Origin of the sequence: Providencia sp. 2.29 (assembly GCF_015832305.1) — a bacterium.
GTDB classification, from domain to species: Bacteria; Pseudomonadota; Gammaproteobacteria; order Enterobacterales; family Enterobacteriaceae; genus Providencia; species Providencia stuartii.
Window position 1 is genome coordinate 263,753 of sequence record NZ_CP065420.1, and the last position, 14,951, is coordinate 278,703.

A 14,951-nucleotide genomic window follows, 5' to 3' on the forward strand; every position below is an offset into this window, starting at 1 on the left:
GGATTTTCTCGCTTAGAGAGCCGTAACGGCTTGTGGATATTCCCTCAACCAAGCCTCAAAACCACCATTGATACTGTAGACGGATTCGAAGCCAATATTAATTAAGTACTGTGCAGCTCCTTGGCTGCTATGACCGTGATAACACATCACCATGATGGTCTGCTCATAGTCTGTTTGTGCTAAAAATGCGCTCAGTGTTTCATTGGTCAAATGATAGGCGCCACTTGCGTGCCCCGCACGGAAGCTTTGTGGGTCACGAACATCCACTAATATCGCGGTGCCATCAACCCAATGTTGGTATGCCTGTGCAGGCGTTAGCGTCTCAAATTGTTCCATAAAATACCGAATTATAAAGGTGATGAAATAATAAAAGACACCCGCAATAAGATACGGGCGCCGTCAGATTAGCAAGTTTAGGTGAACAATTAGTAGAACGAATGCTCACCACGTTGGTGCTCAGTAAGATCTTTAACACCTTTTAGCTCGCCTTCAAACATTTTGAGAAGTTCTTTTTCAATCCCTTCTTTTAATGTGACATCGACCATTGAACAGCCGTTACAACCGCCACCAAACTGTAAAATAGCAAAGCCGTCATCAGTGATCTCCATCAGTGAGACACGACCGCCATGGCTTGCAAGTTGTGGGTTAATTTGTGATTGTAAAACATACTCAACACGTTCGATAAGAGGTGCGTCATCAGAGACTTTGCGCATTTTTGCGTTAGGCGCTTTGAGCGTCAGTTGTGAACCCAACTGATCTGTCACGAAATCAATTTCTGCGTCTTCTAAGAATGGTGCGCTGATCTCATCAACATAAGCGGATAGGCGCTCAAATTTCAATTCTTGGTCTGTTGCTTCAACAGCGTCCGGTGGGCAGTAGGAAACGCCACATTCAGCAGAAGGTGTGCCTGGGTTGATGACAAACACGCGAATTTGGGTGCCTGGCTCTTGGTTTTCCAGTAATTTGGCAAAATGAGCCTGTGCTGCTTCAGTAATATTAATCATAATCATTTGCTCAATAATAGTTGACCGCTTTAGTTGGTTATAATACGCCCATTTGCCCCATTCCTACAAGGTGCGACAGAGTGACCAAGCCTGTACTGTCTCTACACCCGCACAAATCAGCAATTGTGCCGCGGCTTGCATCGTCGCGCCTGTCGTCAGCACATCATCAAAAATAGCGACGTGCTGCCCTATGACAGGGGTTGTTAGGGTAAATGCGCCATTAAGATTGCTGTGGCGGTGTTTACGTTTTAATGTTATCTGAGCCAGTGTATCACGAGTGCGCAATAATGAATTTCGTGAATAGGCAATATTTAACCACTTGGCTAAATATTCACCGATAAAAGCAATGTGGTCAAATTCACGTAACCATAGCCGCTTAGGGTGTGAAGGGATTGTCAAAAGCCTATCAGGCTTAGGCCAAAGCTGCTGGCGATAACCATTAAGCCAATGTAATGCGTACACTTTAGCAAGCGTGAAAGCTAATTGAGGCTGTGGGTTAAACTTATAACGATGGATTAATTTACGTAAAGGGGCTTGATAGGGGCTAACAGCGATTAACCGATGCCACGCAGGCGGCTGAATTAAGCAGCGACCACATAGGATGTGGCCTTGTTCGGCTGGTAGTGCGCACCGATGGCAGACATTTGACATGGTTGGGATGCGCTTTATGCAGAACGCACAAATCCCGTGATCCACTAATTTTAATGGCTGCTGGCATAGCCAACAGGCACCTTGCATTGTTAGCATAAGCATATTCCTGTGAAAAAAGAGAGTGTAACCATGACGCAGTTGTACTGGGAGACAATCGGTGAAGGTTCTCAAGATCTTGTGTTGCTGCACGGATGGGGGCTGAATGCCGAAGTGTGGCGTTCCATTATTCCGCGAATCTCACCGCATTTTCGTTTGCATTTAGTTGACATGCCTGGCTATGGTCGTAGCCAAGGGTTTGATGCGATGAATTTAGCCGCGATGGCTGATACTTTATGGCAACAGGCGCCTAAAGAGGCTATTTGGCTCGGGTGGTCACTGGGGGGATTAATCGCCAGTCATATTGCACTTAGCCATCCTCAGCAGGTAAAAGGATTGATTACGGTCGCTTCATCACCTTGTTTTCAAGCCCATGAGGGGAGCTGGCCAGGGATAAAATCAACGGTGCTACTTGGGTTTGAACAGCAACTATCGACAGATTTTCAGCGCACAGTCGAACGTTTTTTAGCATTGCAAACGTTAGGCACTGAAAGCGCTCGTCAAGATGCTAAATTGCTAAAATCTGTGGTGCTGGAGCAGCCTATGCCAAAAGTGGAAATTCTAAATGCAGGGCTAGAAATTTTACGTATTACAGATTTACGTGAGGAGCTTAAAGCTCTCACCGTGCCATTTTTACGTCTTTATGGTTACTTAGATGGTTTGGTGCCACGTAAAGTCGCGACATTACTTGATGAACGTTATCCTAATTCACCTTCTGTTGTGATGCGCCATAGCGCCCATGCACCCTTCATTTCCCATCCAGATGAATTTTGTGAATATTTACTGGACTTTCTGGCACGATTGGAAGAGTGACCTATTAGCTCAGTGGCAATAAGCCACTGAGTAAAATGATAAAACTAACGTTGCTGGGTAGGCGAAAATAGGGCATAAGGGGGAGCTGGTGCGTTGTGTTGCCCAGAAAGATGTGCGTCATGGAGCGCTAAAGGGGATTTATCCCCTAGAAATAGTTCGCCATAAGATGGAGGAACGGCAGAGCAGGTAGAGCCAACCGTGTCTTCTGCCATCAACGCCTCGGGTGGGGCGGAAGGCTCAAAAGGGAGTGGTGGCGCGGACGGCGCAAAAAGGTTTGCACGATGGGTTGCCGTTTGTTCTTGGTCGGCGGCAGGTGGTCGGTGGTAATAAAACTTTTTGTATTTCAATGTTTCGGTAGAATAGCCATTTTCAAGGTTATAAGCCGTAGCTTTGCTAATCAGCGTCGTAAGAAAGGCGTCAATACTATAGAATTTTTCAACACCGACATTAGGGTCAAAGAGGGTGAAAGTTGTGACATCATCCGCTGGATTTTTACGGATATAGGCCGCTAATGTATCTTTACCGGCAAAAATTTGTATCCCTGTCTCTTTATTGCCTGTTTCAGCCTGCCGGGCGTCTTCACGTAACCCTAGTTTAATTTCAACAGGCGTTTTTATTTGAAAAAAATAGCTAAGCTCAGTTTCACTCGCTGTGATAAATCCATTTTTTGCCATAAATTGGTCATATTGCTTTAACTTGGGGCAACGCATTTGTTCCGCAGCGGTATTAAAGCAGGCCTCTATTAGGCTTTTATCGGATTTGGTAATGAGTTTTGATAAATTATTGGGGTATCTGCTGAGTAATTTTTTAAATAAAACCTTATTTAATGAGGGGTCGAGCTCATCAACGTTTTTAAGTGCTTTATTTTTTAGTGCATTAAAATATTGTTCAGCTAATTGATGAACGCTGTCACTATATTTTTTGAAATGTTGGCTGCTTTCAACATCTGCTTTTCGGTGGGTTGCGAGTGATTGTTTGACGCCTAAACCTCGGCGATCAATTTTGCTAGAGCTGGCATGATAGTCTTGATAGCGTTTAATCACATCTAAGGGTTTTTGGATATCAAGTACTTTTTTGATACTTGTTGTGAGTAATTCATGGGAGATATCGGTTTTATTTGAAGTTAAGTGAGTACGATTAAGATAATCTTGCGCTCGCGATAACAAGCTGATGTAACTGTTACCACTATTTTTCACTGAGGTAACGAGGAAATAAGCGGTAAGGCCTTTGGTTAAATTATATTTCACTTCTGATGGGATTGCTTGATAGCCGAATTGACGAAGGTAATTAAGCGTATTATTTAAAAATAGGCTTTTATCAAATCTTGTCATACATACTTCCTCTTTTAACCTGAATGAAGTCATGTATTTTAGTGAGTAATTTGATTAAAACTTTAAAAAAGAGACATTGTCGAGGTCGCGTAAGTCACTCACAGAGCGGGGGTGACTTTATTTTATATAAAGGGTGTGAGCAATTACTGCTTTCGGGGCATCCTTTACAGCTTGTTCCGGTTAAACAGGCTGTTATATCGACTTTTTCGATTTTGTTCATTGCGACTAATTTATCGAGCATCGCTTGGATAAGTGATTTAGGGGCATGGAGTCGTTGGCTGAGTAAGTCGAGGTCAGCTTGCCCATACAGTGCAATGAAATCCCTGATTTGTAACAAGCTGACCATCGTTATTCCCCGTTAGTGGCAGGCTTTGCCTGAGCAGTCGGAACAGGATTTGGCGGTTTGATTTGCCAGATTCAGTGTTACTCTGCTCCGTGCTCGGCGCAATAAGGTAAACAGCACAAGATTAAATATGATAACTGCAACAATAATAATTAAGCTGCTTTGCGGGTGCTGGCTAAAAGTTGCAGCTTGGTAGAACAGAGCCGCAAGGCTATAAGCCACATTCAGCCCCCATAAAATGGAGAATGCCATCCAGCTTTTATTGGTTTCACGAGCGATAGCCCCCATGACCGAAACACAAGGGACATACAGCAAGACAAAAATAAGGTAGCTGTATGCGGCAATATCGGAACCAAATTTGGCTGCCATGGTGCCCATGGATCCAGAAGCCATTTCACCATCGCCTTTACTTGCCTCGATTGGATTAGAAAGTGCACTTAGGGTAAAGGTCTCTTTCAAACTATCCCAAGTTTCTGCGACTGCATCCCCCAACTCATCGAGTAAATCAAAGGATTGGGCATCGAATGGCTCGGCGGTGATATTTTCCGCGGTGTAGAGGGTGTTTAATGTTCCTACAACAACTTCTTTTGCCATCGCACCAGTAATCAAACCAACAGTGGCTTGCCAGTTATCGGTATGCACTCCGATAGGCTGTAAAACAGGGGTAATCACTTTACTGACGGAAGCAAGAGCGGAGTCATTAATATTATCGACAGGTTTTCCTGAAAGGGAAAAACTATTTAAAGCGCCGATAAACATACTGGCAACCACGATAACTTTACCAGCACGGATCACAAAGCCTTTTAGGCGCTGCCAAGTTTGGATCAACAGCGTTTTTAAGTGGGGCACATGATACACCGGGAGTTCCATCACAAAGGGAGAGGCTTCACCACGCATTAAGGTATGTTTCAGTAGCAAACCCGTTAAGATAGCGACAACAATTCCGAGGATATAGAGTGAAAAAACAATACTTGCGCCACTTTTCCCAAAAAACGCGGAGGCGAATACCGCGAAGATAGCGAGCCGTGCACCACAAGACATAAATGGAGCCATTAATACGGTAATGAGGCGCTCACGAGGTGCATCCAACGTACGTGCGCCCATAATGGCGGGAACATTGCAACCAAAACCCACAATTAATGGCACGAAGGATTTACCCGGTAAGCCCAAGGCCTGCATTAATCTATCCATCACAAAGGCGGCTCGTGCCATATAGCCCGAGTCTTCTAAGACAGATAAAAACAGGTACATCATACCAATTTGCGGTACGAGAGGGAGTACGGTATTGATACCGCCACCAATACCTTGTGCAAGGAAGACGGTGAGCCAATCAGGGAAACTGAAATACGCCCCTACCCACTGAATACCATGGATAAAGATGGCTTCTGAGGCACCTTCAAAGAACGGCTGCAAAGCGCCACCAATATTAATTGCCAAGACGAACATTAAGTACATGACAAATAAAAAAATCGGAACGCCAAGCCAGCGGTTAAGGATGAGTCTATCAAGGGATTGCGTTAATTTGTTGGGCTCCGCGGCACTGTTATTGATGGATTTCTCACAAATCGCCGCAATGGATTGATAGCGGGCATCGGCAATTAACAGTTCAGGCTCTTCATTTAAGCTAGCTTTTAAGTGCTGTTGAGTGGCCTGCAATTGCGCTTCTGTAATATTCGCGCGCTGGCGGCTATAAATATCGCCTTCGAGTATCTGCAATGCTAACCAACGACGTTGTTGCTGACTAAATTGCTGCGCCGAGATCTGCTCAGAGAGTGAATCCACCTCTTGTAATAAGGCCGCCGGATATTCAACCAGCGCTGTCATATTGTTCTGAGGATGTTTATCAATCGCTTGTTTGAGTTTATCAATCCCTGTAGCACGGGTTGAAACCAACGGAATGACAGGGCAACCCAACTGCTGTTGCAGTTTTTCAACATCAATCTCAATGTGTTGGCTTTGTGCAATATCCAACATATTAAGTGCGATGATGCAAGGTACTCCCAACTCCACTAATTGCAAAGTGAGGTAGAGGTTGCGCTCTAAATTAGAGGCATCGACGACGTTAATCAGCATATCGGCTTCGCCGCTTAAAATAAAATAGCAGGCGATTTGCTCATCGAGAGATGTCTGTTCTGAAATGGTGGTTAGCGAATAAGTACCGGGCAAGTCAACTAATTCAATATGATGCTCAGCCGTATTAAAACGCCCAACTTTCCTTTCGACGGTGACACCAGCCCAGTTACCAACCCGTTGGCGAGAGCCAGTTAATTGGTTAAATAGCGTTGTCTTACCTGCATTTGGATTGCCAATGAGGCCGATGGTTAATGGTTTCATAGTGTTTACCGATAATAAAAATACAAAATAGTAACGTGGTATAACAACACCTGATATTAAGTCGGCGTGGCTTCATCAAGGTTGAGTAAGGCGAGATCTTTTTTTCGTAGTACAAGACTAACTCGATGCGTTTCGATTTGTATTGGGTCTCCTAAAGGAGCAAAACGTACTACTTTAAAAATGGAACCCGGTAATAAACCAAGCGAGAGCAGTTTTTGTCGGTAAGCGGGGCTTATCTGCGGTGAAAAACCGAGTATTTTGTAGCTGTGTTGAGGAAGTAGTGACATATCGCCTTCCATTAGTCATAGGTAATAATACTGATGATTGTTATTAAGAGAGATACAAGTAAAAAGTCAGCATAAACAGAAAAAAATCTAATCAATAATGATAATAATAATCATCAACTATTCGTTATATTTAGCCTCTTTTTTCGTCAAATTTAATTGATGTGGATCAACTAAGCATTGAGTTTGCCGCGCACCAAGGCGAAACCCAATAAATTTATAGAGTAAATTAAAATCGATTAATGTATTTGTTTTGTTAATTATTCACGGGGCGAAATAGCTTGGGCGTGAGTAAAAACCTCTACAATCAAAGAGAAATCGGATTGTAGAGGTTGAGGGATTAGCGTTTTTTACCGAATGCGGCAGCGAGGGCATCACTCATCGCACTGTTTCCAGTGGCGGCTTGGTTTTTCCGTGACATGTCACGTTGTGCAGATTGCGGTTTACGTGAGTTTCTCTCTTGCTGGCCATTATGGCGGCGTGGTGCGCTATTGGTATCGCCGGGTTGTTCATCAAGGCGCATCGATAAGGCGATACGTTTGCGAGGGATATCAACATCCATCACTTTTACTTTAACGATATCACCTGCTTTAACCACTTTATGTGGGTCTTCAACATAGCTGTTAGACAGCGATGAAATATGCACTAAGCCATCTTGATGCACACCAATATCAACGAAAGCGCCGAAATTAGTGACGTTAGTCACCGAACCTTCCAAAATCATGCCTGCGACTAAGTCATTCATGGTTTCAATGCCTTCGGCAAAGGTCGCCGTTTTAAACTCAGGGCGTGGGTCGCGACCCGGTTTGTCCAGCTCTTTGATAATATCGGTAACAGTAGGAACCCCAAACTGCTCTGTTGTGAAGTCGCGAGGGCTTAAGCTATTTAAAACAGAGGAGTTGCCCATAATCTCTTTAAGGGGCTGGCGAACAGTTTCGAGGATCTTTTCAACAACGGGATAAGCCTCTGGGTGAACGCCAGAAGCATCAAGTGGGTTATCGCCGTTGGTGATCCGTAAGAAGCCCGCACACTGTTCAAAGGCTTTTGGCCCTAAGCGAGTGACTTTTAGAAGCTGTTTTCTATCTGCAAAACGGCCATTCTCATCGCGCCAATTTACCACGTTTTGCGCGATCATTTTGCTTAGACCTGCAACGCGGGTTAGTAAGGCAACAGAAGCGGTATTCAAGTCAACGCCGACAGAGTTTACACAGTCCTCGACCACGGCATCGAGTTTACGAGCTAATTGAGTTTGGCTCACATCGTGTTGATATTGACCAACACCAATCGATTTCGGGTCGATTTTCACTAATTCGGCGAGGGGGTCTTGTAAGCGGCGTGCGATAGACACGGCTCCGCGCAGTGACACATCAAGATCAGGGAATTCTTGAGCGGCCAGCTCTGATGCCGAGTAAACGGAGGCCCCCGCTTCACTCACAATCACTTTCTGTGCTGTGACTTCGGGGTACTGTTTTTGCACGTCAGCAAAGAAGCGCTCAGTCTCTCTTGAAGCCGTTCCGTTACCGATAGCGACTAACTCGACTTGGTGTTTTTGACATAAGGCCGCAACGCTAGCCGCCGCTTTAGCCGCTTGACCTGTGTGTGGATAGATAGTATCCGTTGCGATAAGTTTACCTGTCGCATCCACCACCGCGACTTTCACCCCTGTCCGTAGACCCGGATCTAACCCCATAGTCGCCCGCATACCGGCTGGTGCCGCCATCAATAAGTCACTGAGGTTACGCGCAAACACATTGATTGCTTCTTCTTCTGCTTTTTCGCGCAGTGAGCTCATAATCTCAGTTTCGAGATGTAGCAATACTTTGACGCGCCATGTCCAGCTAATAACCGCTTTACGCCATTGGTCTGCTGGTGCATTATTCAATCGAACATCAAGGTGGCGAGTAATGATCTCTTCACAGTAACTTTCTTTTGGTGGCTCTTCAAATTGCGGGTCACAGTTTAGTGATAGCTGTAAAATACCTTCATTACGACCACGGAACATGGCTAATGCGCGATGCGACGGAACGGAAGAAACAGGTTCTTGGTGATCAAAGTAGTCACTAAATTTAGCGCCTTCGGTTTGTTTGCCATCGATAACTTTGGAAACCAAATGGGCATTTTTCAGTAAATAGTCGCGAACTTTAGCTAATAATGCTGCATCTTCGGCGAAACGCTCCATTAAGATATAACGAGCACCATCGAGAGCCGCTTTCGTATCTGCCACGCCATTTTCGGCATTGACAAAGGATTGAGCGACATCATCGGGGGATTGAGTGGGGTCATTCCACAATGTGTCTGCTAACGGCTCTAGGCCTGCTTCGATAGCAATTTGCCCACGAGTGCGGCGTTTGGGCTTAAAGGGCAAGTAGAGGTCTTCAAGCTCGGTTTTATTTAAGGTGTTATTGATAGCAGCGGCGAGTTCGGGAGTGAGTTTGTCTTGTTCTTCGATTGACTTGAGGATGGTTTGCTTGCGTTCATTTAACTCTCGTAAATAGCCTAAACGGTTCTCTAATTGGCGAAGCTGAGTATCATCAAGGCCTCCTGTGACTTCCTTACGATAACGAGCAATAAAAGGAACCGTATTCCCTTCATCTAACAAGGTGATAGCAGAAAATACCTGTTTCGGTTGAACTTGTAGCTCTCCCGCGATTATTTGGCTTAGAGTTTCATTCATGTCGCTTTTTAATACCTAGTCAAAGAATGGTTAAAAAATTTATGGCACTGTTATACTTGCACAGAAGCAGAATTTCTAGGGTGAACTTTGCTAAAGTTAAAGATTAATTCTGTATATAATTTATAATTATCTAACTTGCTTACTGATTTATGAAGGTTATGAATAAGAGTCTCTTAATCACACGCGAAGGTTGGGATGCGCTAGACAAAGAACTTAAATATCTTTGGAAAGAGGAGCGCCCAAGAGTCACTCAGTCGGTTTCTGAAGCTGCGGCTCAAGGTGATCGTTCAGAAAATGCGGAATATATTTATGGTAAAAAGCGTTTGCGAGAGATTGATCGTCGAGTACGCTTTTTATCTAAAAGATTGGATCAACTAAGAATTGTCGAACCAGACCCACGGCAAGAAGGGCGAGTCTTTTTTGGCGCATGGGTGAAATTAGAAGACGATAATGAAAATATCAGAATATTCCGATTGGTCGGTGCCGATGAGTTTAATCCATCCAAAAATTGGATTTCTATTGATTCTCCAGTTGCTCGCGCGCTAGTTGGTAAGCAGGTTGATGATGAAATTACGGTGAATACACCTGGGGGGCGGGTAACCTATACAGTGTTAGAAATTAGTTATAAACCGCTAGTCCTATAAGGCGTAAAATTATTCATTAAATTTCAAGTTGATGGTAAATTAGGACGTTAACTATCTTATATTTTACTTATACACAAAATAATTCAGGTGATATGCCGTTATTAAGCGCAAGTAAAAATTTATCGTCATGACTATTTTTGTGATTTAGATAGCAGCGCTTTGTAACACCCATACAGCTTGGAGCATGGTGGGTATATTCTTATTTTAAAAATAATTTCGATAGATTGCACATCTTGAGGGCTACAAAATGCAAGAAAGCTATAAAGTTCTTGTCGTCGATGATGATATGCGTTTGCGTGCCTTGCTTGAACGCTACCTCACAGAGCAAGGATTTCAGGTACGTAGTGCCGCGAATGCTGAACAAATGGATAGGATCCTAACGAGGGAGTCGATTCATCTAATCGTTTTAGATTTGATGTTGCCAGGTGAAGATGGTCTGTCAATTTGTCGTCGTTTACGCAGCCAAAACAATCCAATACCGATTATTATGGTAACGGCTAAAGGTGAAGAGGTTGACCGTATTGTTGGTTTAGAGATTGGCGCCGACGATTACATTCCTAAACCTTTTAACCCGCGTGAATTACTTGCACGTATTCGTGCTGTATTACGTCGCCAAGCAAACGAATTGCCAGGCGCACCATCTCAGGATGATGCGATTATTACCTTCGGTAAGTTTAAACTGAACCTAGGCACACGTGAAATGTTCCAAGGCGAAGAAAATATGCCTTTGACGAGCGGTGAGTTTGCTGTACTTAAAGTATTGGTTTCGCACCCAAGGGAGCCATTATCTCGTGATAAGCTGATGAGCTTAGCGAGAGGCCGTGAATACAGTGCGATGGAACGTTCAATTGACGTTCAAATTTCACGTTTACGTCGTATGGTTGAAGAAGATCCAGCTCACCCTCGCTACATTCAGACAGTCTGGGGCTTGGGCTATGTATTTGTGCCGGACGGTAGTAAAGCATGAAGCGACTGAGGTTCTCTCGCCGTAGTACATTTTCGCGTTCGTTATTTTTGTTTGTTGCATTACTGTTTGCCAGCCTTGTCACCAGCTATATGGTGGTGCTGAATTTTGTTGTTATGCCAAGTTTGCAGCAATTCAACAAAGTGTTGGCTTATGAAGTGCGAACATTAATGACGGAGCGGATGGTGCTGCAAGATGGAACCACAGTACGGGTCTCTCCCGCATTACGTAAAAAAATCTACAATGAGTTGGGGATCACCTTTTATGCTCAATCAGCCGCGATGGAAGAAGGCTTAAATTGGGCGAAAGAATACGATTTTCTCAGCGAAAACATGTCGGAATATATTGGTGGCGAAGCCCAAGTGCGTCTTGAGCTTGGCCGCGAATATCCTATTCTTTGGTTGACCTCCTATCTTGCGCCTGATATCTGGGTGCGTGTGCCATTAACTGAAATTGGGCAAAACCAATTTTCGTTAGTATTCCGCTATACTTTAGCCATTTTTCTGTCTATTTTTGCAGGGGTCTGGCTCTATATTCGTTACCAAAACAAGCCATTACTTGAACTTGAATACCATGCAGGGCAAGTGGGGAAAGGGGTCATATTACCCGCCATGCAGGAAAAAGGGGCAACTGAGGTAAGAGCCGCGATCCGCTCCTTTAATCATATGGCTGCGGGCATAAAGACGCTTGAAAATGATCGGACAATTTTAATGGCGGGGGTCAGTCATGACTTACGTACCCCACTGACACGGATCCGATTGGCGACGGAAATGATGAGCCCTGAAGATGGCTACCTAGCAGAATCCATCAATAAGGATATTGAAGAGTGTGATGCGATTATTGGTCAGTTTATGGACTACCTGAAAACGGGTCAGGAAATGAATATGGAGTTTTGTGACCTAAATAGCATCCTCAATGAGGCAGTTACCGCTGAAACGAGCGTGACCGGTGAAATTGAAACGGCACTGGAGCCGGGTAGTCTGATCGTGAATGCGAATCCATTAGCCATTAAACGCGCCATCACCAATATGATTGTTAACGCTTATCGCTATGGTAACGGCTGGATCAAAGTGAGCAGTGGCAAAAATGAGGATTCGGTTTGGTTCCAAGTGGAAGATGATGGTGCAGGTATCAAAGAAGAAGATATTCAACGCTTCTTCCAACCTTTTGTGCAAGGTGAAAAAGCCCGTAGCAATAAGGGAACAGGGCTAGGATTGGCAATTATCCGCCGTATTGTCGATGCCCATGAAGGTAGTATCGAAATCCATAAAAGTGAACGCGGCGGTTTCGCCATTCGTGCACTCCTGCCATTGAAAGAAAAAGAAGAGTAACCATTGTCGGTAGTGGGTCGTATAAAACGACCTACCTTCTATTTTATTTCGGTATTAACGCCTATCTTACGCGCCAGTCATCATATAAAAAATAACTTACTCTATAAGTAATACCATCGTTATATAAAAGATCTGATAGTTATTTTATTTAGATAATAAACATAAATAAAATAACTCAGGTGAATTTATGCATATCTATTTTTCTAAACCTATTTGCTGTTTTCAGAGTAAAGCGGCATTAGCTTTCGCTGGAATAGAGGGAAAGCAAAAGCAGGCTACACTCTCCACGGGAATAATTAATATCAAAAACACAGTCGTAGGGCTGTTTCAAGAACCCAAAAAGGCCTTTAAGCAGGTGAAATGGAGCAAACAACTGGCAACCGTTATACAACTACCTCCAAATCAACCCTTAGCATCGAAAGGGGCATTATCTATTCCTATGCCACCCCCTATGCCAAAGCCTGATATTAAGCCCGCTCAAACAGGAGATGGCGGAAAAACAGGGATGGATCAAGTGATTGCCGAACTTAAAAATAGCCCAGTATTTAAAGCCAATGCGCAGAAATACCAAGCCGCAGCCACGGAGCAACCGACGTCGACAAATACACCGCCACCTCCACCGCCGATGGCAGAATTTGCGGGTCTTCGCAACAATATAGCGGCATCATCGCAGACCACTCATGGTAAAACGGGGATGGATCAAGTGATTGCTGAACTTAAAAATAGCCCAGTATTTAAAGCCAATGCGCAGAAATACCAAGCCGCAGCCACGGAGCAACCGACGTCGACAAATACACCGCCACCTCCACCGCCGATGGCAAAATTTGCAGGTCTTCGCAACACTATAGCGGCATCATCGCAGACCGCTCATGGTAAAACGGGGATGGATCAAGTAATCGCTCAGCTCAAACAACATCCGGTTTTCAAGTCAAATAAAGAATAATGAATATTTGCTTGTTGTTTGCGTAGCTGGCGTGAGGCTCAATTTTCGCTGATTATCTGCCTGCTTTATCATAAAGCAGGCACCACGCGAGATGACCATTTTGTGATGGTAGTCTGACCGCATACGCAAATTGCTGATTTTAATCCCTTGATGGCAAGCGCATGTTTCTCCCTTGAAACGGTGAATTAAACCGTATTATCAAAATAGAGAAGCAGTAAAAAAGGATTTTACGACTTTTTTATGACAGTTTGTCATGGTGGTCTCAATATAGAGATATTCTGCTCTGTATTTCATTACTTATTGATTTTATGGTCAATTTTGTTTTTTTAAGCTGCTGTTTTTTTCGATAGCTAGACGAAAATCGTCAATTGTCATAAAACTGTCATAAATCAGACATGTTGTTGTCATCAAATTGTCCTATTTTTCCTACCGTGACATTTCACCAACAATTTACTACTTAATTGTTTCTATACATCCCCGGAGGGATTATGAAAATGATGCGTACAACCTTAGCTAGCGTAATGGCAGCAACCCTTTCAATGACTGCAATGTCTTCTTTTGCTGCCACAAGCTTAACTGGCGCGGGTGCAACATTCCCTGCTCCTGTTTATGCTAAGTGGGCGGACTCTTATCAGAAAGAAACAGGTAATAAAGTGAACTATCAGGGGATTGGCTCTTCTGGTGGTGTTAAACAAATTAATGCAAAAACGGTTGATTTCGGTGCGTCTGATGCGCCATTAACCGATGAAAAATTGAAAGAAGATGGCCTATTCCAGTTCCCAACCGTAATCGGTGGTGTGGTACTGGCGGTTAACGTAAAAGGTATCCAGTCAGGTCAATTGACATTAGACGGTACAACATTAGGTGATATCTACCTCGGTAAAATCACCAAATGGAATGATCCTGCCATCGCTAAATTGAACCCAGGTGTTAACTTACCCGATCAAAACATTGCAGTGGTAAGACGCTCTGATGGCTCAGGTACGACGTTCGTATTTACGAGCTACTTATCAAAAGTCAGCTCAAGCTGGAAAAATGATATTGGTGCAGGCTCTACAGTAAACTGGCCGAAAAACAACGTCGCAGGTAAAGGTAACGATGGCGTTGCAGCTTTCGTCCAGCGTTTACCAGGCTCTATCGGTTATGTGGAGTATGCCTATGCGAAACAGAATAACCTTGCTTATACTAAACTCATTTCCGCAGATGGTAAGGTTGTTTCCCCAACAGGTGAAAGCTTCAGCGCAGCAGCGAAGAAAGTTGACTGGTCTAAGTCATTCGCTCAAGACCTGACTAACCGTAATGGTGAGAACGCATGGCCAATTACCTCAACCACGTTTATCTTAGTTCACAAAGATCAAGCGAATGCAGAAAAAGGAAAAGCTGTGCTCGATTTCTTTAACTGGGCTTATGAGAAAGGTGGTCAGCAAGCAGAAGCATTGGATTATGCTATCCTTCCTCAAGAAGTTGTGACAGCAATTCGTGCAGCATGGAAAACAGAAGTCAAAGATAGCCAAGGCAAACCACTGTTCTAATCAGTGA

At 44.0% G+C, this 14,951-nt stretch carries 14 protein-coding genes; 6 read left to right on the forward strand and 8 right to left on the reverse strand.

All coding sequences use genetic code 11. The annotated features are described in order from the left end of the window. Nucleotides 1-12: 12 nt before the first annotated feature. The 3 genes from glpE to I3B46_RS01125 form a co-directional block, all read right to left on the reverse strand. On the reverse strand, nt 13-336 hold the full coding sequence (glpE, locus tag I3B46_RS01115) for a thiosulfate sulfurtransferase GlpE (RefSeq protein WP_004923549.1): 324 nt from the start codon (nt 334-336) through the stop codon (nt 13-15). 89 nt (nt 337-425) lie between these two features. Then, the gene (gene nfuA / locus I3B46_RS01120) at nt 426-1,004 is read right to left on the reverse strand and encodes a Fe-S biogenesis protein NfuA (RefSeq protein ID WP_014657021.1); all 579 of its coding nucleotides are present in this window, start codon (nt 1,002-1,004) and stop codon (nt 426-428) included. 63 nt (nt 1,005-1,067) lie between these two features. Continuing rightward, on the reverse strand, nt 1,068-1,751 hold the full coding sequence (locus tag I3B46_RS01125) for a hypothetical protein (RefSeq protein WP_014657020.1): 684 nt from the start codon (nt 1,749-1,751) through the stop codon (nt 1,068-1,070). A 33-nt stretch (nt 1,752-1,784) separates the two neighbouring features. Here I3B46_RS01125 and bioH point away from each other — a divergent pair, with 33 nt between their 5' ends. Continuing rightward, nucleotides 1,785-2,564 (forward strand): pimeloyl-ACP methyl ester esterase BioH, encoded by a 780-nt coding sequence (gene bioH, locus I3B46_RS01130; protein ID WP_004923560.1) that lies wholly within the window; start codon nt 1,785-1,787, stop codon nt 2,562-2,564. Between the two features lie 44 nt (nt 2,565-2,608). Here the strand turns inward: bioH and I3B46_RS01135 are convergent, their stop codons facing one another. The 5 genes from I3B46_RS01135 to I3B46_RS01155 form a co-directional block, all read right to left on the reverse strand. Then, nucleotides 2,609-3,895 carry a hypothetical protein gene (locus I3B46_RS01135; RefSeq protein ID WP_053110251.1) on the reverse strand — a complete coding sequence of 429 codons (1,287 nt, stop codon included), beginning with the start codon at nt 3,893-3,895 and terminating at the stop codon, nt 2,609-2,611. A gap of 94 nt (nt 3,896-3,989) precedes the next feature. Then, nucleotides 3,990-4,241, reverse strand: coding sequence for a FeoC-like transcriptional regulator (locus I3B46_RS01140; protein ID WP_040132687.1), 252 nt, complete (start codon nt 4,239-4,241; stop codon nt 3,990-3,992). 12 nt (nt 4,242-4,253) lie between these two features. Continuing rightward, the gene (gene feoB / locus I3B46_RS01145; protein WP_014657016.1) at nt 4,254-6,572 is read right to left on the reverse strand and encodes a Fe(2+) transporter permease subunit FeoB; all 2,319 of its coding nucleotides are present in this window, start codon (nt 6,570-6,572) and stop codon (nt 4,254-4,256) included. Between the two features lie 56 nt (nt 6,573-6,628). Then, complete coding sequence (gene feoA, locus I3B46_RS01150) at nt 6,629-6,859, reverse strand: ferrous iron transporter A (RefSeq protein WP_036942241.1); 231 nt, start codon at nt 6,857-6,859, stop codon at nt 6,629-6,631. A 337-nt stretch (nt 6,860-7,196) separates the two neighbouring features. Continuing rightward, the gene (locus I3B46_RS01155) at nt 7,197-9,530 is read right to left on the reverse strand and encodes a Tex family protein (RefSeq protein WP_053110250.1); all 2,334 of its coding nucleotides are present in this window, start codon (nt 9,528-9,530) and stop codon (nt 7,197-7,199) included. A gap of 158 nt (nt 9,531-9,688) precedes the next feature. On the opposite strand from I3B46_RS01155, the gene greB reads away from it, so the two are divergent. From greB to pstS, 5 genes are all read left to right on the forward strand, one after another. Further along, the gene (greB, locus tag I3B46_RS01160; protein WP_014657013.1) at nt 9,689-10,174 is read left to right on the forward strand and encodes a transcription elongation factor GreB; all 486 of its coding nucleotides are present in this window, start codon (nt 9,689-9,691) and stop codon (nt 10,172-10,174) included. 247 nt (nt 10,175-10,421) lie between these two features. Next, the gene (gene ompR, locus I3B46_RS22260; protein ID WP_004923581.1) at nt 10,422-11,141 is read left to right on the forward strand and encodes an osmolarity response regulator transcription factor OmpR; all 720 of its coding nucleotides are present in this window, start codon (nt 10,422-10,424) and stop codon (nt 11,139-11,141) included. After that, the gene (envZ, locus tag I3B46_RS01170) at nt 11,138-12,469 is read left to right on the forward strand and encodes a two-component system sensor histidine kinase EnvZ (RefSeq protein ID WP_163761896.1); all 1,332 of its coding nucleotides are present in this window, start codon (nt 11,138-11,140) and stop codon (nt 12,467-12,469) included. Before ompR ends, envZ begins: the two co-directional genes overlap by 4 nt. A 187-nt stretch (nt 12,470-12,656) precedes the next feature. Next, nucleotides 12,657-13,412 (forward strand): hypothetical protein, encoded by a 756-nt coding sequence (locus I3B46_RS01175; RefSeq protein WP_104873059.1) that lies wholly within the window; start codon nt 12,657-12,659, stop codon nt 13,410-13,412. 488 nt (nt 13,413-13,900) lie between these two features. After that, a complete protein-coding gene (gene pstS, locus I3B46_RS01180; protein WP_004923592.1) occupies nt 13,901-14,944 on the forward strand; it encodes a phosphate ABC transporter substrate-binding protein PstS in 1,044 nt (347 codons plus the stop codon). Nucleotides 14,945-14,951 lie beyond the last annotated feature (7 nt).